The sequence below is a fragment of the Haloarcula sp. NS06 genome (genome assembly GCF_051122755.1).
Classification (GTDB): domain Archaea; phylum Halobacteriota; class Halobacteria; order Halobacteriales; family Haloarculaceae; genus Haloarcula.
On the sequence record NZ_CP184844.1, the window covers coordinates 683,301 to 703,797 of the forward strand.

Genomic DNA, 20,497 nt, shown 5'->3' on the forward strand with positions numbered 1-20,497 from the left:
CTGTCACTGAAACGGGACGCACAGTTGTCGAAACGCCCGGTATCGGAGGACCCTTACGTCAGCTACCCTAACCATATACATGGCAATTGAGACGGATGTCCTCGTCGTCGGTGGTGGCGCGACCGGCGCTGGCGTCACTCGTGACCTAGCACTCCGCGGTGTCGACGTGACACTCGTCGAGCGTGACGGTCTGACAAGTGGCACCTCCGGGCGCTCGCACGGACTGCTGCACAGCGGTGCCCGCTACGCCGAGGCGGATCAGGTCGGTGCCGAGGAGTGCATCACCGAAAACCGGATACTCAAGGAGATCGCCGGGGAATGCATCCGTGACACCGGTGGGTTGTTCGTCCAGCTTGCCGGAGACGACCCTGACTACTTCGAGACCAAGCGGGCGGCCTGCGAGGAGATCGGTATTCCCGTAGAGACGCTGGACGCCGACGCGGCCCGTGAGCGAGTGCCCGACCTCGCATCGGATGTCGAGCGCGCGTTCGAGGTTCCAGACGCCGTCATTTATCCGTCGCGGCTCGTCGCCGCGAACGCCGCAGACGCCCGTGACCACGGCGCAACGATACACCCACACGCACCCGTGCAGGATGTACTCGTCGAGAACGGGCAAGTGGCTGGCGTGCAAGTCGGCGGGACAGTCGAGGACACCATCGAGGCCGACTACGTCGTCAACGCGACCGGTGCCTGGGCGGGCGAGTTCGCCGCGATGGCCGGCCTCGACGTCGAGATGCAACCCACGCGAGGTGTGATGGTCTCGGTCGAGTACGACGACCTCGGGCCGGTGCTCAACCGCTGTCGGGACCCTGACGACGGCGATATCGTCGTGCCACACGAGAGTGAGGCCGTCCTCGGAACGACGAGTGTGCCTGTCCGCGACCCGGACGAGTACGAGACGGAGCAGTGGGAAGTCAAAGAGAGCATCGAGGAATGTGCGGCGATGCTGCCCTCGGTCGCGGACGCCCCCGAAGTTCGGACCTGGTGGGGTGTCCGGCCGCTGTACGCGCCCGACGAGGCGGAGCGCGGCCGCGGCATCTCGCGGGGCTTCTTCCTGCTCAATCACGCCGACGACGGCGTCAAGAACATGGCGAGCATCGTCGGCGGCAAGCTGACCACCTACCGGCAGATGGCCGAAGCGACGGCCGACCTCATCTGTGACGACCTCAGCGTCGACGCCGTCTGTCGGACTGCAGACCAGACACTCCCGAACGTCGACGATCCGGCGCAGTTGGACGCGCTCGTGGCCGAGTTCGACGGGCAGGGCCCGACTGACGAAGACGTGGTAGGGTCAGCGTAACCACGCCTATTGTTGCCCTGACCCAAGCCGGGAAAGAGGACTATCGGCTGACTGTACCGTTATAAGGGTGGCAGCCGCACATGCTCTCATGATAAACGAGACCGTACGGCAGATCGAGGAGATGGAAACACAGAGTTCCTCGATTGCCGCCGTGAAAGCCGCCAAAGCACTCCGCGAACTAACAGACCGCGAGTGCCACACGGTCGAGGACTTCTGCCGTGTCGTCGAGCGCAACAGCAGCGCACTCCAGCGAGCGAACCGATCGCACGCGCCGCTATACACCACACAGCAACGGATCGTGACGGATCTGAAAGACGCCGACCTCGACTCTGTCTCGGCGGCCAAGAAGCGATTACTCGACACAATCGACGAGGTCGTTACGGAAATCGAGACCAGCAAAGATCGCGCGGCGGAGCGAGCGGCGACGCTCATCGACGACGGCGACGTGCTGGTGACACACGAGAACTCCTCGACGGTGATGGCGACGCTCATGGCGGCGCTGGACGACGGCAAGGAGTTCCACCTGTACGCGAGCGAGTCCCGGCCGCATTTTCTGGGCCGTCGAACCGCTCGCCAGTTGGCTGACCGGGACGGAGCCGACGTGACGCTCATCGTCGACGGCGCAGTGGGCCACTATCTCTCGGAGGCCGACCGCGTTTTCGTCGGCATGAACTGCCTCATCGACGACGTGGTGTACAATCGTATCGGAACACTACCGCTGGCCGCGACGGCTAACGAGATGGATGTTCCTGTGACCGTCGTCGGAACCTCCTCAAAGTTCATCGGCAGCGGCTTCTCCTTCAGGAACACATTCAGGCAGGGTTCGGACGTGATGCTCGAACCGCCGGAGGGATTCGATATCGGCAATCCGGGCTACGACGCGACGCCGACCCGCCTGCTCGATACGGTCGTCACGGAGGACGGCATCCTGCAGTTCTGAGGGGCCTCAGCGGATTGTTCTATCAGTGACGCGTTGAAGTCGATCGGCGATGTCAGTATCAAGCGCAGCTTCGGTCACCCGCCACTGCCAGTTCCCGGTCGCCGTGCCGGGGACGTTGAATCGGGTGTCACTACCGAGGCCGAGCAGGTCCTGCATGGTCGTCATTGCAACGATTGCGTTCGAGTTCCACACCGCCTCGATGAGGTCCCAGTTAATTTCCTCTCCGTCGGTGCCGAGATTGTACTGGAGGCAGTCGCGCTGGCGGTCCGCGAGGTCCCGGTAGTAGCCGATGATGGTGTCCGTATCGTGGGTCGATGTGTAGCCGACGGCGGATTCCGGGTAGTGCATCGGCTGGTACATATGCCCCTCTTCGCACCAGTCGGCGTACTGCGGCACGCGCATCCCGGGGAAGCCGAACTCGTCCCGGAGCGCGACGATGCTCTCGTCGAGAAAGCCCAGGTCCTCGACGAAAAACGGGAGTTCGCCGAGCCTGCCTTTGACCGTCTCGAAGAAATGCGCGCCGGGGCCGTCCCGCCACTGTCCGGCGGCCGGGTCGTCCGCTTCGGCCGGAATCGACCAGAACTCGTCGAAGCCCTTGAAGTGGTCGATGCGGGCGATGTCGACGAGGTCGAACAGTCGCTCGAACCGGTCGACCCACCAGCCGTAGTCATCTGAGCGGAGGGCGTCCCAGTCGTAGACGGGATTCCCCCACCGCTGGCCGTCGTCGCCGGGGTTGGGCGGAACGCCGGCCACCTCAGCAGGATGGTGGTCGTCGTCGAGTCGGAACACCTCAGGATACGCCCAGACATCCGCCGAATCGAGGCCGACGTAGATTGGCAGGTCACCCACGAGACCGATGTCCCGGTCGGCCGCGTACTCGGCCAGCGCCTGCCACTGACTGTCGAAACACCACTGGACGAACTTGTGGTAGCGGATGTCGTCGGCCAACTCGTCCTGATATCGCTCCATGGCCGCTGGCTCGCGCGTTCTGATATCGTCCGGCCAGTCCATCCAGCCGACATCGTCGAACTCGGCTTTCAGCGCCGTGAACAGTGCGTAGTCGTCAAGCCAGCCGGCCTCGCGCTCACAGAACTCGGTGAACGACTGCTGGTCCGCGTCGCTTGCGCTCTCGTCGAAGGCGGCGTACGCGTCTCGAAGCCGGGCTTCCTTGAACTCGGTTACGCGGTCATAGTTGACGTGCTGTCGTGAGAGGTCCTCGGGCGGTTCAGTGTCGGCCTCCGTGAGATAGCCGCGGTCGGCGAGGTCCTGCAGGTCGATGAGCAAGGGGTTCCCCGCGAAGGCGGACGAGGACTGATACGGGGAATTCCCGTGGATGCTCGCCGTCGGACCGAGCGGGCAAAACTGCCATAGCGACTGGTCCCCCCGGTCGAGGAAGTCGACAAACGCCCGCGCGCCGGCACCGAGGTCACCGATGCCGTGTGGCCCCGGAAGCGACGTCAGGTGGAGAAACACGCCACTCTGCCGTTCGAATTGCATACGCATCTGTTGCCCTGACAGGCATTTCAATGGGCGGGGTTTTTCGAGGAGAGGGGCGAGGTCCGGAGGAGCGCCAGCGTGTCCGTGTCAGGACGTTGCGGCGGGGTACGCAAACATATATATTGTATCCATTTGATGCTATGACGAGAGAGTCAGTTACAGAGATGCCACCGAACGTTCTGATGCTTGGCTGGGGGTTCCCACCCAACATCACCGGCGGGCTTGATACCGCTATCGGGGAGCTGTTCGAACAGCTCGAACCGAGAGACGACGTCGAGTTCGAGCTGGTGTTGCCCGCGGAGTACGCGCCGCCGGACCGCGACGGGATCCACGGCGTCTCGACAGGAAGCGGTGACATTATCACCCGCATTGGTCGCCTGGCTGGAGAGTTTGCCGACAAAGCGGCCGACGCCGACATCATCCACACGAACGACTGGTTCGGCTACAACCCCGGCTCGCGGGCTAAATCGTCACACGATGTGGAGTGGATTTCGACGTTTCACTCGCTATCGGCGGACCGGAACGTGACGCCACCACAGCGTGAGGTCGAAACAGAGCAGCGGGTCGCCAACCGCTCGGACCACGTCGTCGCGGTGAGCAAGTTCACACAGCGGCGGATTCGCGAGCAGTACGACGCAGACTCGACGGTCATCTACAACGGGTTCTCGTCGGTGGAGCCGACGGGCCGAGATATCAAGGCGGAGCTCGGTATCGACGGGAAGATGCTGTTTTTCGTCGGTCGACACACCGACCAGAAGGGGCTGTCGTACCTGCTGTACGCGCTCTCAAAGCTCGGTCGGGACGACGTGAGCCTCGTACTCGGCGGCTCGGGTCACCTCACCGAACAGCTCGAACGGTTCGCGGAGCTGCTGGGAGTCGAGGACCGTGTCTACTTCCCGGGGTATCTCCCCCAGTCGGAACTCGGGGACTACTACAACAGCGCCGACTTGTTCGTCTCGCCGTCGCTGGCGGAGCCGTTCGGCATCACCATCGTCGAAGCGCTGTCGGTCGGGACGCGCGTCGTCGCTTGCGAGAGCGGAGCCGCGGAACTTCTCAACGAAGACTGCGTCATCGAGGTCGAGCCCGATTCGGACTCCATCGCTGGGGGAATTGAGCACGCGCTATCGCTGTCGACGCCGATTGAGTACGATGTTCGAACCTGGGGCGAAGTCGCTGACGAGCACGTTGAGTTCTACCACGAAGTTCTGGATGAAGCCTGACCTGCGGCCCCGAACTCACCGGAGAAAGCGAACGTCCGTGACCGGCTCCGGGTGGACGATCAGATAGCCGTCAGCGGTCGGCTCCAGCCCCGTCACAGATGTTGTGTCCGTTTGTGTTCGGTACGGGCTATCGGCGGTTCCGTCAGCCGACTGGTAGGGGCTGTCGTACGGTGTCTGCCTGTCCTCCGGCGGGCGGTCGAAATCTTCTGGCGGCAGGTATATTTTCTCGCCCGATTTCGAGCGGACCACGACAGCCGTGTCGCGGTCGCCCGAGACATCAATTCTGGTCCGGCCGTCGTCGATTGTCATCTCGAACGTGACTGGCTCCGTTTCTGTTTGTGCCATGTTATCTGGTAGCTTGCGTACGGCGAGTAAACGGCGCTGTGTCACTTAGTCCTTCGCCAGCGGTGCGATGGCTGGCGGTGGACCGCCGTGAGTCCTGCACTCGAACAGCGGACCCGTTGTCGTGAGCCATCAGCGGTTGATGATGAGCGAGCCCGACATGTTGTACCCCTCGACGTAGACGTCCTCGCCGAGGATCGTTTCGTCGAGGTCGCAGTCGTGGACCTCGGCGTCCGGGAAGACGATGGTCCGTTCGAGGCTGCTGTCGGTCACTTCCGCCCCGGCCATCACGTGGACGGTGTCACCGATTTCGGAGTTCTCGACGGTCGCGTCGGGGTGGATGAGCGACCCGCCATCGAGTTTCCACTCGACGGTCTCGAAATACGAATCTGGCGTCCCGATGTCGAACCAGACATCGTCGAAGGTGAACGCGGACACCGGCTCCTGCTGTTGCAGCCAGTCAATGTACCAGCCCGGTTCGTCGGGGTTGTTGTCGCCCGAGAGGTACTCCTCGAAGCGGAGCGATTCAGCCGGGAAGGCGTAGCAGGCAATCGAAACAAGCGTGCTCTTAGGATGGTCCGGTTTCTCCTGAAAGTCGACGACACGGTCGCCATCGAGTTCGACGAGCCCGTAGGATTTGGCTTTCTCCCGCGAGCCTACGTCGTAGGCAGCAAGTGCCGGCCCGTCGCGCTCCTCGAAGAAGTCAAGGAACTCCGAGGGGTCGAAGCCGATGAGGTTGTCCCCGCCGATAATAAACAGGTCGTCGTCGATACCTTCGCGGTCGATCAGTTGTGCGAGCGCGCCGACGACGCCGAACTTCTCGTCTTCGTCCGCCGTGCTCTCGATGGAGAGTTGGACCTTTTCGTAGCCCATCTCGTCGATGTGGGCCTCGAACTCGTCGGCGAAGGCCTCGTTCGTGCTGAGATACGTCGTTCCGATTCGCTCGTCGTCTTCCAGTGACTGGAGAACGCCGTCGATAACCGTCGTCTCACCGACCGGGAGTAGCATCTTTGGCCGACGCCGAGTGATCGGCCACAGACGTGTCGCGTAGCCGCCAGCTAGAACTATCGCGTCCATATCCCACAGTCAGACCCGAATTATAAAGTGGTAACTACTTGTTGGCGGCTCTAGAGGTTGAGCTGCCAGACGGTTGTCCCGGCAGTGACCAGATCCTCGTCATCGGCGGCGGCAACGATTACTTGATTCTCACCGGGGTCGACGTCGACTGCGACCTCGAATTCACGGTCATCAACGGGAATGTATGTGATGTCGGCCGGCGTCTTGACGACAACACAGACACCGGTCGTCTCGCCGGAGACGACCAGCTCGTTCCCACGGAACTGCGTATCGACGCGGAGCGCGGGGCTGCGGTCGGGCGTGTGCGCCCGCCGCTCCCGGTAGCGGTCGTCGACGAACGCGGGCGTCTCGACCGGCTCGCCGGCGCTGATGCCGTGAGCCAGCCGCACGTACTGGGCCATCGACCACGCCAGCGGCGTCGCCGACCCGGTCCCTTCGGCGAACTCCCAGTCGTACTCGGTCGCGTGGCCGCGGTCCCAGATCTGTTCGGCGATCATCCGGCCCGAGTTCGCCACGTCCTGCATCATCCGGAGAGCGTTCTCCGGGGGGATGTCCGGGTCGTCACGGTGGAGTTCGTACTCGGCGCGCTCGCCGGTGAGTAGCGGCCAGAGGCGGCCCTTCCCCTTGTGTTCGACCGTCCACGGCGCGCCCTGGTCGTCCCGGCCGCGTTCGCCGTATCCGTCGCCGTTGTACCGGTAGAACCCGGGCGCGTACTCCGTGTCGACGCTGATGGTGTCGTCGACTTCGACGAGGGAGTTCCGGATCGTTTCGTCGTCGTCAGGCTTGATACCCAGCCGGACGAGTTCGAGGAAGCCGCCGTCGATGATGTTGCGCTCGTCCAGCGTCGGACCGTCGTTGGCGAGCGTCCGGAGGTGGCCCATTTCGGGGTTCCCGTCGAGCGTGATCCGCGTGTAGTAGGGCGTGTTGGTGTGGCGCTCGGTCCCGGTCTCGGTCGCGGTCCAAGCCTCGACGTTGTTCGCCCACTGGTCGGCCAGCGCCAGCCAGACGAGCGCGTCGGCCTCGTGGCCGGTGTCGAGGGCGATTTTCGCCGCACACGCGAGTCCCGCGATTTCGGCCGCAATCGAGGACGGCGAGAAGCCGGCCTCCTCCTCCCAGCGCTCCTGTGCGGTCTCAGGGCCATGGCGGACGACGTACTCGGCCGACCGCCGGACGTTCTCGTAGCTGTACTCGACATCCTCGAAGTCGACGCCGCTCTCGGCAAGCCGATAGGCCATCACCTGCGGGAACGAGATGTTGTCCATCTGCTCGCCGCCCCAGCGGGTCGTCCCGTTGACGTAGGTGTTCTGCGGAATGAAGCCGGCGTCGTCCTGCTGGTACTCGTAGATATACTCCAGCTGGTCCGTCGCGATGTCCAGCGACCCGATGGCGTCGAACACGCTGAACACCTGATACAGGTCCCGGGACCAGACGAAGTTGTAGCCGTAGCCCTTGGGCTCCTCGGCGTGGACGGCCTCGCCCCACGGCACTGACGGCGAGGCGATAGACGCTCCGTGGTAGGTCTTGTCCTCCACGGCCAGAAGCGTCATCAGCGCGGTTCGGTACTGGTTCGCCAGCGCGTCGTCGTCAGCGACCGAGTCCGGGAGTTGCTTGTCCGACAGGAAGTCGGCCCAGCTGTCAGCGTACTCGGCACTGACCGTCTCGTAGCCGCGGTCGAGCGCACCGTCGGCTTCGCCCAGCGCGGCGGCGGTGTCAGCCTGTCGCGCGAAGCCGAGCGCGACCGTGTCCCTGACTCTGGTTCCCGAGTCCAGCCGACCGATGAGGACGAGGTTCGTCCCGTCGATGGATTCGACCGGGTCCGGGAGGTCACCGTCAGAGTACAGTCCGTCGAGGTGGTCGCTACCAGCCGCGCCGACGGTTGCCCAGTCGAAGCGCCCGGCCGCGGCCATCGCCACAGCGACGGAGTAGGCGTCACCGTTCTCGTCGACGAGCAGGTCGTTGTCGGTCTGGTCGGTGTAGGCGCGGGGGTTCCGGCCGACAAGGTGGTAGCTCCCGGGCTGGCCGTATCTGATGGCGCGGTCCTCCGTGATCGTACTGGTAAGCGCGATGTCCGCGACGGAGAACACGTCGTAGGATTTGTCGTCCGCTGAGCTGAATGATACGTCGGCGACGATGGCGTCGTGTTCGGGGTCGGTCGCGTAGTCGACGGTGAGCGTCCACTCGTGGCCTTGGCCGTCGCCGGTCTCGGTGAAAACGTGGCGATAAAGCAGCGCCTCGTCGTCGACGGGTTCGACGCGTCGCCTGACGCTGTCGTCGGTCCGTCGGTTTTCGCGATGGGTCCGGACGGCGTAATCCGTCTCGTCCGTACACCGGACCAGAAAATCGAGCGTCCGCAGGTTCATCAGGTCCACCTGCGGGTAGCGAGCCTCCGTCAGTGCGCCCTCGGTGAGCGTGAACCAGACGCGGGAGGGGTCCTGCTCGTCGTGGTCGGCGACGGTGCCGACGCCGTACTTCTCCCCGGTCGTCCAGGTCGGGCGCTCACTCGGCCCCTCAGTCCCGGCCGATGTCGTGGGGAGCGCGTTTAGCTCACCCAGCCGTGCGGTCGCGTGAAGCCGTAACGCGTGGGACCAGCCAAGCGGCGTCGCGCTGTCGAGAGCGCCGTCGTCGAAGGCCTGTTCGGCGAGGTAGCCGGCGTCGGTCGTGAGTGGGCCGTCCTCCTCGAGCAGTTCGTACAGGTCGCTCGCGCGGTCAAGGTAGGCGTCGCCGCCCTCGTCGCGGTCGTTCAGCATGTCGCCGACACGGGCGGCTGCGAGGGCCCCCATCGCCGTCGTGACGGTCCAGACCTTCTCGCTGTCCTGATGACCAGTCCGCCAGCGGTCGCCCTCGTAGCGGGCCAGTCCCGCGACCCGGCTCTCTGTGGGGTTCCGGAAGAGCGTGTCAAGCGTCGTGCTCACATGGTCGGCTAGACGAGTGAGGTGCTGGTCAGAGAGCGTCGTCCGCTCGACGTTGTCGTACTCTTGTAGCGCGTCCGCGAGGTGGAGCCCTGCAGCGTCGATACGGTGGTCCGGCGTCCCGTTTGTCAGCCCCATCACGTACACGCCCAGATCACTGTCCCAGAGCGTATCCAGCCCGTCGAGCAATCGCTCGGCTGCCGCCAGACTCCGCTCACAGACCGACTCTGGCATCGGGGCACGACCCACCGCGGCGAAGGCCTCGATGAACGTCGCAGTAGTATGGGTGAACTGCCCGATTGAGTCCTCCCAGACGTTCTGACACGGCTCGGGCAGGTCGTTAGCCGCAATGTCTTCAATGAGCGTGTCGACGGCTGTCTGGATCGTTTCCCGAACCATCGCCGTCAGTTCGGCGTCCAGCTTGCTGCGATGTGTTCGCAACAGTGTCGCGAGGAAGGCAGTGACAGTCGCGGTCTGGTCGGCCTGATACTCCGGCGATTCCGCGTTGTGCTCAACTCTGGCATTGGCCCACCCCGGCGCGATAGCCCCGGTGTCGGCCCAGACGCGGTGGGGCCACCGCCCGTCGGAAAGCTGGCTATCACAGAGGAACTCTGCGCTCTCAGTCAGCATTTCTACGGTATCGATATCGAGTCGGTCGCCGGCTTCGAGCAGGTGCCGGGAGACCGAGGCGTCATCACGGAACCAGACGTACCCGTAGCCGCCGGAGTTCGCATAAAACGGGTCGAACTCCGGGGCAGCGATGCGACCGCCGGTCGGCGAAGACAGCAGGTCGAGCACCCGCAGGTCCATGCGTATCGAGTCCGAGCGTGGCATGGATTCAGTCACGTCGATGCGCGTTCGTTCCCGTCCAGCCTGCCGGAGGTCGTCAGACGTCGTATGCTCCGTCACGCAATCAGCGAGGTCGAGCAATGCCGTCTCCCGGTCGACCTCGTCGTGGTTCGAGAGCTGACTGACCAGCGTCGTGTCCTTGCTGCGTCCGGACCGGTCAAGCGGCGCAGTCACGAGGAAGTCGCCGGTGAGTCGAGTCTGGTCGCGTCGCTCGACCGGCTCCGACCGCGGGAACTCGATCGGGCTGTCCTCGAGTATCTCAGCGAGGCGTTCCGGCCGCTGTCCGGCGACAGCGTCCAGCCCGGTCGACGAGGCGAGGTAATCGTGCTCTCGCCGGTGGTACACTTCCAGCACCCGCGAATTGTCGGGCCCGGCATCCTCGTGAATCAGCGAGCCGACGCCGCTGTCGCTACTGTCGGGGGCCAGTGTGACGAACGCTACGAGCTTGGCGTCCTGAGGCACGGCTCCGCGCATCGCGACGTGCGTGACGTGTGCCCGCCCCAGCGTCAGGTCGTACTGGTGGACCGTGAACGACCCCGCGTCGTATTCGGTCTCAACGAGCCGCGTCTCGCGGTAGTAGTGCTGTCTGATCGTCTCCAAGTCACTGAACCATCGTGTTTCGTCTCCAAGCATAACCCCAAGGCGGGAGCGGTCGATACCGGAGAGCCCGGAGAGCGAATCGGAATAGTCCTTCAGCGTGCCGTCTTCGCCGACGTGTACGAGTCGGTCACCGTGCCCGGAGAAAGAGCCTGAAACAGTCCTGCGCTCCTCTGGAAAGCGCTCATGACGAGTCCGCTTGTATTCGTTGAGCGCTGTCGAAAGCCGCATACACATCAAAGCAGACCACTCTCTATAAACTCCTGTGGTTCGGACAAATTAGTGATACTTCGGGGGGATGACTGCGTATCCCGGAAAAGCGAGGCTGTTGCTGTTGAACGGACCCACCAGCGTGGATTACTGATTCAGGTCGCTCTCGGCAGCCGGAAACACGCCCACGCTATCGACTGTGACGGTCGCATCCCCATCGCCAGCAGACCCACGGTGCTCCCCGGACACGAGGTCGGTGTCGTCGGTTCCGGCCGGTAGCCCGACCGTCGTCGGTTCGCTGCTGAAGTTGAGCACTACGACGGCCGCGTCCTCCGCAGTCGTTCGTGCGTACGCGACGACGCGGTCGGACGGCCCGTCCCGGACCTCGTACGGGATTCGGACGAGGTCCCCGTCGGCCGACAGCGCCGGCTGGTCGTGTCTGGTTGCCGAAAGCTCACTGACGAACGACTGGAATGTCTCGTCGGCGTGGTCCCACGCGAGGTCGTCGCGCCGACCGCGCTGGCCGAACTCCTGGCCGGCGTACAGCAACGGCGCGCCCGGGAGGGTGAACAGCGCCCCCGCGGCGGCCTCGGCGGCGTCCCGTCCGTAATCGACGATATAGCGAGTCTCGTCGTGGTTCTCAGCGTACAGCATGAACGACGCGTGCTCGGGGAAGCCGATCTCCGCCCGCCCCTCGATGGCACTGAGGACCGCCTCGGCATCGCCGCCGCCGCCGACCTGCCGGAGCGCGGCGTAGGTCGTCGAGTCGAAGTGCATGTCGAACAGCCCGGCCTGGAAGTCGGGGATGTACGGGATGGTCTCGTCCAGAAGCAGGAACTCGCTGTCGCGGTCCTTGCAGTAGTCGTGGATCTCGCGCCAGAAGCTGTTCGGGACGGCCCAGGCCATATCACAGCGGAACCCATCGACCAGCTCAGCCCACTGGGCAACCGCATCAAGCAGGTGCCGGCGGACCGGCAAGTGATCAAACTTGAAGTTCGCGATGTGCTCCCAGTCGAAGTACGTCTCCGGTTCGGTGTCACTTCGCCACTCGTACCACTCCCGATAGTCGGCGTCTGGCCCTTCGACGGCGGATTCGAAGTAGGGGTGAGTCCGCGCCGAGTGGTTACACACCAGATCGAACAGCACCTTGAACCCGCGGTCGTGGGCCGCCTCAATGAACCGCTCGTAATCCGCGCGGGTACCGAGGTCCGACGCGATTTCGAAGAAGTCAGTGATGTTGTAGCCGTGGGGCGCGTGGTCATTCTGTAACACCGGCGTGAGCCAGATAGCGTCGACGCCGAGCGAGTCGAGATAGTCCAAACGGTCGATAATCGCGTCGAACGGCGATTCGTCGCTCTCGCCGGCGAACGTGCGGACGTAGATCTCGTAGATGACCGAGTCCTCGGCCCAGGCCGGCGCGTCGTACGGTCGTCTGGCAGCGACGCCCTCGCCGCTCGTCACCACTTCAACGCCGTCCCCGTCGCGAGTAAACTCAACGGCGTCGGGCACGCTGTAGCCGTGGTCTCCGACGGCAACGGCGTGGATGCGGGCGCGGTCCGGGAGCGCGTCCAGCGGAATCCGGAGGGCCGTCCCGTCCCGGGTCACCGCATCGGCGTCGATGTCGTCACGGTCGTCCAGCAGGAACTCGACGGCGAGGTCGCTGGCTGTCTCGGTCCCCTCGGGGTGGGGGCTGCAGTCTGCCCGAACCACGGCTTCGTCGCCCTCAATCTCTGGCCGCAACGTCAGGCGGGGCTGCCCGCCGCCACCGCCTCCGTCGCCGCTGTCCTCTGCCGAGGTGTACTCGCCGCTCCCGCTATGACCTGAGCCACTGCGACCGCTGGAGACGCCGCCGCTGTGACCGCCAGAGCGGCCGGACGTGTGTGTGTCACTCGGCTGGAGACTCCCCGGAAACGCGCGCACAGTGAGGTCGTGTTCGCCGTCGGGTGCGGTGAGTCGGACGACGTATGTGCCCGGCGCATCGGGGATGAGATGCTCGACCGGGTCGTCGCCGAGCGATACTGTTGATTCTTTCGGTGCCTGCGTGAGTCGCCATGTGTAGGTCGCCGACGGGTCCGGGTTGCGGGGCGCGAGTTCGACCTCGTCACCCGTCGCCACGAACCGCGGCGGTCCAGGATGGTGCATAGGTTCACTGCGATTGACAGTGTCTTTGTACTTGGGGTAGCCGCGAGCGTCCCGCCGCCGGCAGCACCGCTTTCTGGCTACGGTGTGTACCGTCCCTGTGCCCAGCTACCGACGCGATGCCGGGTTTGCCCTGCTCTGTGGACTGGTGCTCGTCGCGTATCTGCGCCGGGCCGGCGCACTCGACACGCTCTGGGCCGAATCCGCCGTCGCTGTCGGGGTAATCGGCGCACTAGGTGTCGAAGCGTTGTTCGTGCTCGACACACCTGTGGCGTCGCTGTGGGAGCGCCGCGGCGTGCGGACGGCTTCGGCAGTCGCGCTTCTGGGTGTTGCTGGCGGATTCGCAGTCTTTCTGGGTCCAGCCGTCGTTGCTGCGGCATGCTGGGGGCTCACAACGTACTTCGGTATCCTCGCTGTGAGTCTGTGGTACCGATAATCGTTCGCCCCTCCAAAGAACAGTCTGTGAGCAGCACTAGTCGATGGTCTTCCAGCAACTCTGTTTAGGACGCCAGATAGCGACAGGTGACACCGACGTATATTGATAGTCGCATATATAGCACATATTTTCCCCAACTTAGGGTTAGTAATCCAAATTTGGACCTACTTTGACTGACACGTAACTATATCTTCGATGTTACCGCCAAAATACGTCTATATCCTGTGTCTTTCTCGGTATATATTCACCTATCAAAAATGTATTTTCAAGATAGGAGAGGAGATACTAGATAGGGGGAGAAGCAGTCCGTGAGTAGCATTATGTCGAGGAATTTGGGTATAGGTGTATCTCCCAAAGACGATCCGACTTGTCCGCCACGAGTAGCGGGTACTCAGTCGTCGAATAACAACTGTACTGGTATTAGATTTCACCGAGAATCGGACAGTCCACAGGGATAGCGGCCGACCGGGCTGTCGATACCACAACCAGAGCGGTTACTCGTGAGCCAGGTTGACCTCAATGACGTTAGCAGCCTGTTGCACCGTGTCAATGAGCTGTGCCTTGCGGCCCGGCGACTGCAACCGGTTGATTGGTGCGGTGATGCTGATGGCGGCCTCGCGGCGGTCGCCGGTATCGATGGGAACCCCGACACAGCCGGTCCCGTCGACCCGCTCTTCGGTGTCGTCGGCGACGCCGCGTTCTCGGATCGTCTCCAGTTCCGCGAACAGCGTCTCGCGGTCTGTGATGGTGTTGTCCGTCTCGGCCGGCAGCCCACGGGTATCGATGATTTCCGTGACCCGGTCGTCGTCGAAACTCGACAAGAGCGCTTTGCCGATGGCGGTCTTGTGGAGGTGAATCCGCTTCCCGAGGCGCGTATCGAGTGCGACTGCCTGGTCGCCGCTGGTCGTGTGGATGTAGATGCCGTAGCCCTGCTCTTCGATCATCAGGTTCGCCAGTTCGCCGGTCTCAACGGCCATCCGTCTAACCTCGGGCTTTGCGACCTCGTAGATGCCGTCGTAGCGCTGTGCCATGCCGCCGAACTCTCGCCACCGGAGCCCGATTCGGTACTCGCCGTCCCGTTCGACGACCAGTCCCTCGTCTTCCAGCGTCACCAAGTGTTTGTATATCGTGCTCTTGGCCGGCTCCAGCGAGTCAGCGAGTTCGACCAGCGTCGCACTCCCACCGAGGTCTTTGATACCCGAGAGTACCGCCAGCGAAGTCTGCGTCGCCCGGACCGAGTCCGTTTTTGCCTGTGTCATTAGTCATCAGTTCTGCCGCCGCTCGAATAAAATTGCCGTATCGACTGTGACAACCGCTCTGCGGTAGCTTCCGGGGCAACACGTACGGCAGAATGTGCGTCATCGAGCTTTTCGACCGGCACAGGTATTCGAAAAGACGAAACGGAAAATCGGGTCACTGGCGCGAAACCACCGGTCGAAGTCGCCGGGGGCTCCCTAATGTGGCGACCGAACGGCCACGAGATACCGACAGACCAGTGTACGCCGTTGACCGTTGTGTCGTCCGAGCGGAGAAGTAATGAAAGGTAACATAGCATAGATATTTCGTATTTTCGAATCTGCTGAGAGACGGTGGAACGACCGCTCTCGTTGATGTTTCGGTCGATGGTGGACGGTAGATTTAAGCGGCTCCGTTGGGTTTTTTGAGATGAGTTATGAGTGTGACGCGACACTACGACCGCGAGTTCGTCAGAACGTTCTTTACCTCGCCGACAGCGGTGGACGGTGAGGAGGATTCCGCGAAGATGCTGCGAAGCGCCGGCCAGCTCCGCGGCCTGCAGGCCCCGGATGTCTGGGTCCCGGACAACGAAGACGCGACGGCACCGAACATGCGCGCTGAGGGTGTCGAGAACATCATCGACGTCGTCGCCAACCAGGGCGCTGAGTTCCCCGGCGAAATCCACCCACGCGTGGTCTGGCACCGCGAGTCGCCGTCGACCCGCTATCAGGGCTTCCAGCAGATGCTCGAAATCACTGATCCCGAAAACGGCGCGGTCGAGCACATCGACGGTTTCGTGATTCCGGAGGTTGGTGACATCGACGACTGGAAGAAAGCCGACGAGTTCTTCACCATCATCGAGAACGAACACGGGCTCGAAGAGGGGAGCCTCTCCATGTCGGTCATCGTCGAGAGCGGCGAAGCCGAACTGGCGATGGGCGACCTGCGAGACGAGATGGGCAAGCCCTCGAACAACCTCGAACGCATGTTCCTGCTCGTCGACGGCGAGGTCGACTACACGAAGGACATGCGCGCGATGACGCCCACCGGGGAACTCCCGCCGTGGCCCGAACTGCGCCACAACACCTCCCGGGGTGCCAGCGCCGCGGGTCTCATCGCCGTCGACGGCCCGTACGACGATATCCGGGACGTCGAGGGGTACCGCGAGCGGATGCAGGACAACCGTGCGAAGGGGATGACCGGCATCTGGTCGCTGACGCCGGGCCAGGTCGTGGAGGCGAACACGGCTCCGCTCCCGCCGAAGACTGGGAGCTGGCTCCTCGAAGCCGGCGGTCAGGAGGTCGAACTCGAGGCACAGGACGGCAAGCAGGTGTACGACGGCGACGACCTCTCGCTTGAGGCGGTCGGCGACGGCGGCTACGTCCTGCAAGCAGGTGGTGAGCGACTCGAACTGGACGACGACGAACTCACCGAGGAATTGCTCGACCGCACCGCCTACATCCCCAGCATGAACGACATCGTCGACTCGATGGAGGAGTTCGAGGCCGCAAAGGAGGCCGGCAAGGGAGCTATCGCGATGACCCAGGCCGCCACGCTGGTCATCAACGGCGTCGAAGTCGACATCAGCAAAGACCGGATGTGGGACGAAGCGACCTATCAGGCTGCCCAGACGCCCATCACGCTGTTCCAGGACGTGTACGAGCACCGGCCGGACCAGCACGAGGAACTGAGGAGATGTACGGCGCTGACATCGTCGAACGCGCCACGGCTGTCGGGAACTGACGGGCGCATCCCGTTTCGTCACTCGAAACGCCGTGGGCGCGGTTCAGTCTTCCAGCGGTTCGATGAGTTCGACGTGATGGCCGTCGGGGTCAGCGACGAAGGCCGTGTACGCACCGGCTTCCGGCTGTGGACCTGGCTCTTTGACGACACCGTGGTGGTCGATTCGCTCGACCGTCGCGTCGACGTCGTCCACGCCGAGTGCGAGGTGGTCCCAGCCGGACCCCATCTCGAAGCTCGTCTCCCCGTTCGTTTCCGATAGTTGCAGTTCGACACCATCGTCGTCGGTTACGTAGTAGTTCGTCGTCTCCCCGTCCGGCGTGGTGAACTGCCAGGACTCCTCGAAGCCGAACTGCTCGTAGAACGCGATCGATTCTGTGGCGTCGGCGACGTTCAGGCACATGTGAAGTATGCTTGCACTGGCCATACATCGCTTCCAGTGCCCTCGGGCAAATAGCTGGCGGGCTACGCAAAGCGAATTGTGACCGCATGCCACAGACTTTAATGATTATTACCCCTGAATGCTCGTATGGCGATCGAAAATGTCGAGGACACCTGGTCGGCACAGGAACTGGACCTGAATCGGCCGGATGTTGACGCGTATCGGGACCTAGCGGAAGCGCTCCGTTCACGCGTCACTGGTGGGGTTGAGTTCGACGAATACGCCCGGATTCTGTATGCGACGGATGGGAGCATCTACCGTGCCGAACCGGCAGGAGTCGTGTATCCGACTGATATCGACGACGTGCAGGCGGCTGTCGAGGTGGCGACGAGCCACAGCGTCCCGATACTGCCCCGCGGGACCGGGTCGTCGCTCGCCGGGCAGACCGTCGGCCCGGGCTGTGTCGTCCTGGATATGTCTCGACATATGGACGATATCCTCGATATTCGGCCGGATGAGCAGACAGCGCACATCCAGCCTGGTGTGGTGCAGGACGACCTAGATGACACGCTGGCCGAGTACGGCCTGAAGTTCGCCCCGGACCCCGCGTCGTCGAACCGCGCTTCGGTCGGCGGCGGCATCGGGAACAACTCTACCGGCGCACACTCGGTACGGTACGGCATCACCGACGCCTACACTGACGCGGTGAAAGCCGTCCTCTCTGACGGCTCACTTATCCACGCCCGCGAGGTCGTCATCGACTCGCCAGAGTGGGACGACATCGTGAGCAAGGACGACCGTGAGGCCGACATCTATCGAACGGTCCGCGAAATCGTCGAGGAGAACGCCGAGGAAATCGAGGACCGCTACCCGGACCTCAAGCGCCGGGTGTCGGGCTACAACCTCGACCGTGTCATCTACGAGAACGACGACGGCGAGCGGGTGCTGAACCTTGCGAAGCTATTCGTCGGGAGCGAGGGGACCCTCGGGGTCATCGTCGAGGCCGAACTCTCGCTGGTGACCGTCCCCGAGGAGACTGCCCTGGTGTTGTACTGCTTTGACACGCTGGCGGACGCGATGCGGGCCGTCCCGGTCGCACTCGACTACGGTGTCAGCGCGGTCGAGCTGATGGACGACGAGGTGTTCAGGCTCGCAGCCGGCTCCGACGGCTACGCCGAGTATGTCGACCCGATTCCCGACCGGGCGGCGGCCGCACTGATGCTCGAATACGACTCAGAGTTGCACGACGACTTCGAGGCGGCCATCGCGCGGACCACCGAGCGGTTCCTCGATAACGGAGCGGCCTTCGACGTGGTCGAGGCCTACACCGACGCGGATCAGGCCGACCTCTGGAAGCTCCGGAAGGCGGCGATTCCGCTCCTGATGTCGATGGACGGCGACCCCAAGCCATACCCGTTCATCGAGGATGCGACGGTCCCGCCCGCCGAACTGGCCGAGTACGTCGAGAAGTTCGAGGAGGTGCTGACTGACCACGACACCTCCGCTGCATACTTCGCTCACGCTGGGTCCGGGACGCTCCACATCCGGCCGATTCTCAATCTGAAAGAGGAATCCGGTATCGAGGACATGCACTCCATCACCGACGACGTGACCGACCTCGTGCTGGAACACAACGGGTCGTTCTCCGGCGAGCACGGCGATGGGATGGCCCGAACAGAGTTCACGCCCAAGATGTACGGCGAAACGCTCTGGGATGCGTTCAAACAGGTCAAGACGGCATTCGACCCGCAATGGTGGATGCACCCGGGCAACGTCGTCTACCGCGAGGGACCGGATGACATCGGCCCCGACGCCGACCGTGGTGTCGGTGCAGATATGCGGGAGAATCTCCGGTACGGGCCCGACTACCAGTCTCTGGAGCCACAGACGACGCTGGACTTCGAGGACGAAGGCGGCTTCTCGGAGCTCGTCGAGCTATGTAACGGCTGTGGGACCTGCCGCCAGACCGACGGGGACGTGATGTGTCCGACCTACCGCGCCTCAGAGGAGGAGGTCCAGACGACGCGGGGCCGGGCAAACCTCCTCCGGTCGGCTATCAGTGGCGACCTTGACGAAGACGAAATACACTCCGAGCGCTTCCAAGAGGAAGTGCTCGATCTCTGTGTCGGCTGCAAGGGCTGCAAGAGCGACTGCCCGACCGGTGTCGACATGGCGAAACTCAAGACCGAGCTGAAACACCAGCACCACGAAGCGGAGGGGACCAGCCTCCGTGAGCGCCTGTTCGCCAACATCGACACCGCCTCGAAGATTGGGTCGGCGCTGGCCCCGGTCTCGAACTGGGCGACGAACATCCCTGGCGCGCGAATGGTCATGCAGAAACTGTTCGGCATCGCGCCCGAGCGCGAACTCCCCACCTTCAGCCGGGAAACGCTCCGTGGCTGGTTCGACGCACGCGGTGGCTCAACTGTCTCACGGGCCGAGGCCGACCGCAAAGTCCTGCTGTTCCCCGACACGTACACGAACTACTCGTACCCGACGGCCGGCAAGGCCGCCGTCGAAACCCTCGAAGCCGCAGGCGTCCACGTCACCATTCCGGACAACACCGCGCCGTCCGGGCGAGCGGCGTACTCCACTGGGATGCTGGACCTGGCTCGCGACCGAGCCGAGACAAACACGGACCGGCTGTCGGATCGCGTCGCCGAGGGCTGGGACATCGTGTTTGTCGAGCCTTCCGACGCCGTGATGTTCCAAGACGAGTACCGGGACTTACTCGACGGGTCGGCAGTATCGCAGGTGGCCGACAGCGCCTACGGCGTGCTGGAATATCTTGATACGTTCCGACTTGACGACGCGCTGCCGGTCGAGGACCGATCGCTCGGGGCCGCTGGCGCGGTCAGCTATCACGGCCACTGTAACCAGAAGGGGACCAACAAGGACCATCACGCCGTCGGCGTCATGCGCCGCGTCGGCTACGAAGTCGACCCGCTGGACTCGACGTGCTGTGGCATGGCCGGGAGCTTCGGCTACCACGACGAGCACTACGACCTCTCGAAAACTATCGGGCGGCTGCTGTTCGACGAAGTCGATGAGAGCGATGGTGACCGCGTCGTTGCGCCGGGCGGCTCCTGCCGCTCGCAGTTGGGTGACCGCGACGGCGTCGACGAGATTCCGCCCCACCCTATCGAGGTCGTCGCCGAGCGCGTGCCGGACAGGACGACCCCGTAGTCACGCGGGGACACAAAAATTCACTGGGCGGTCTCGGCAACAGGGGCGGCCATCGCGATGGCTGGACGTTCGTTCCCCGCCCGAAGCCGACTGGAGCACAACAGCAGCGATAAGCTAAGCACCTGATGCACTTGCTTGCGCTGTCGCGGTCCGAATCCGATGATATCGCCACCTGCTGGCCGGAGACAACGGTTTTTTCAGGCTGGTCATCCACTGCTGCATTTACACCGATGGGAAGTACCGCGCCTTCCCCGTGTTTTATTACTATATTTAGATTTTCTGGATCCATATTATCGAAAACACATCTAGAAATGTATTTATGTTAAACAATATGCCCCATACACTCGTACTAAGTGTATATTGGTTCGATGTGGCATAATATAATCGTGTATATTCAGAATACAGCTCTACTTTACCTCTCACACTGGCACGGGTTG

General features: G+C 63.2%; 12 protein-coding genes and 1 pseudogene. 6 read left to right on the top strand and 7 right to left on the bottom strand.

The features are described from left to right. Positions 1–79: 79 nt before the first annotated feature. Together ACODNH_RS07190 and ACODNH_RS07195 are read left to right on the top strand one after the other, a co-directional pair. Positions 80–1,300 carry an FAD-dependent oxidoreductase gene (locus ACODNH_RS07190; RefSeq protein WP_306708748.1) on the top strand — a complete coding sequence of 407 codons (1,221 nt, stop codon included), beginning with the start codon at positions 80–82 and terminating at the stop codon, positions 1,298–1,300. 88 nt (positions 1,301–1,388) lie between these two features. Next, positions 1,389–2,240, top strand: a complete 852-nt coding sequence (locus ACODNH_RS07195) for a translation initiation factor eIF-2B (protein ID WP_306708750.1) — start codon at positions 1,389–1,391, stop codon at positions 2,238–2,240. Positions 2,241–2,246: 6 nt separating this feature from the next. On the opposite strand, the gene malQ is transcribed toward ACODNH_RS07195, so the two are convergent. Then, complete coding sequence (malQ, locus tag ACODNH_RS07200) at positions 2,247–3,737, bottom strand: 4-alpha-glucanotransferase (RefSeq protein ID WP_306708752.1); 1,491 nt, start codon at positions 3,735–3,737, stop codon at positions 2,247–2,249. Positions 3,738–3,901: 164 nt separating this feature from the next. Between malQ and ACODNH_RS07205 the strand changes: the two genes are divergently transcribed. Beyond that, positions 3,902–4,957 (top strand): glycosyltransferase family 4 protein, encoded by a 1,056-nt coding sequence (locus tag ACODNH_RS07205; RefSeq protein WP_306710441.1) that lies wholly within the window; start codon positions 3,902–3,904, stop codon positions 4,955–4,957. 15 nt (positions 4,958–4,972) lie between these two features. Here the strand turns inward: ACODNH_RS07205 and ACODNH_RS07210 are convergent, their stop codons facing one another. From ACODNH_RS07210 to malA, 4 genes are all read right to left on the bottom strand, one after another. Further along, complete coding sequence (locus ACODNH_RS07210; protein WP_005537614.1) at positions 4,973–5,302, bottom strand: DUF7510 family protein; 330 nt, start codon at positions 5,300–5,302, stop codon at positions 4,973–4,975. Between the two features lie 129 nt (positions 5,303–5,431). Continuing rightward, entirely contained in the window at positions 5,432–6,376 is a 945-nt protein-coding gene (locus ACODNH_RS07215; protein ID WP_434531190.1) for a sugar phosphate nucleotidyltransferase, read from the bottom strand. Between the two features lie 50 nt (positions 6,377–6,426). Continuing rightward, entirely contained in the window at positions 6,427–10,962 is a 4,536-nt protein-coding gene (locus ACODNH_RS07220) for a glycoside hydrolase family 15 protein (RefSeq protein ID WP_434531191.1), read from the bottom strand. A 126-nt stretch (positions 10,963–11,088) separates the two neighbouring features. Beyond that, a complete protein-coding gene (malA, locus tag ACODNH_RS07225; RefSeq protein WP_434531192.1) occupies positions 11,089–13,083 on the bottom strand; it encodes an alpha-amylase MalA in 1,995 nt (664 codons plus the stop codon). A gap of 97 nt (positions 13,084–13,180) precedes the next feature. Here malA and ACODNH_RS07230 point away from each other — a divergent pair, with 97 nt between their 5' ends. After that, the gene (locus tag ACODNH_RS07230) at positions 13,181–13,516 is read left to right on the top strand and encodes a hypothetical protein (RefSeq protein ID WP_434531193.1); all 336 of its coding nucleotides are present in this window, start codon (positions 13,181–13,183) and stop codon (positions 13,514–13,516) included. Between the two features lie 494 nt (positions 13,517–14,010). Here ACODNH_RS07230 and ACODNH_RS07235 read toward each other — a convergent pair whose 3' ends face one another. Continuing rightward, the gene (locus ACODNH_RS07235; RefSeq protein ID WP_434531194.1) at positions 14,011–14,775 is read right to left on the bottom strand and encodes an IclR family transcriptional regulator; all 765 of its coding nucleotides are present in this window, start codon (positions 14,773–14,775) and stop codon (positions 14,011–14,013) included. Positions 14,776–15,188: 413 nt separating this feature from the next. On the opposite strand from ACODNH_RS07235, the pseudogene aceB reads away from it, so the two are divergent. After that, a pseudogene (gene aceB / locus ACODNH_RS07240) lies at positions 15,189–16,495 on the top strand (malate synthase AceB). A gap of 43 nt (positions 16,496–16,538) precedes the next feature. Here aceB and ACODNH_RS07245 read toward each other — a convergent pair. Further along, positions 16,539–16,919, bottom strand: coding sequence for a VOC family protein (locus tag ACODNH_RS07245; protein ID WP_306708768.1), 381 nt, complete (start codon positions 16,917–16,919; stop codon positions 16,539–16,541). Between the two features lie 102 nt (positions 16,920–17,021). Here ACODNH_RS07245 and ACODNH_RS07250 point away from each other — a divergent pair, with 102 nt between their 5' ends. After that, positions 17,022–20,060, top strand: coding sequence for an FAD-linked oxidase C-terminal domain-containing protein (locus ACODNH_RS07250; protein ID WP_434531195.1), 3,039 nt, complete (start codon positions 17,022–17,024; stop codon positions 20,058–20,060). The last annotated feature ends 437 nt before the right edge of the window (positions 20,061–20,497 follow it).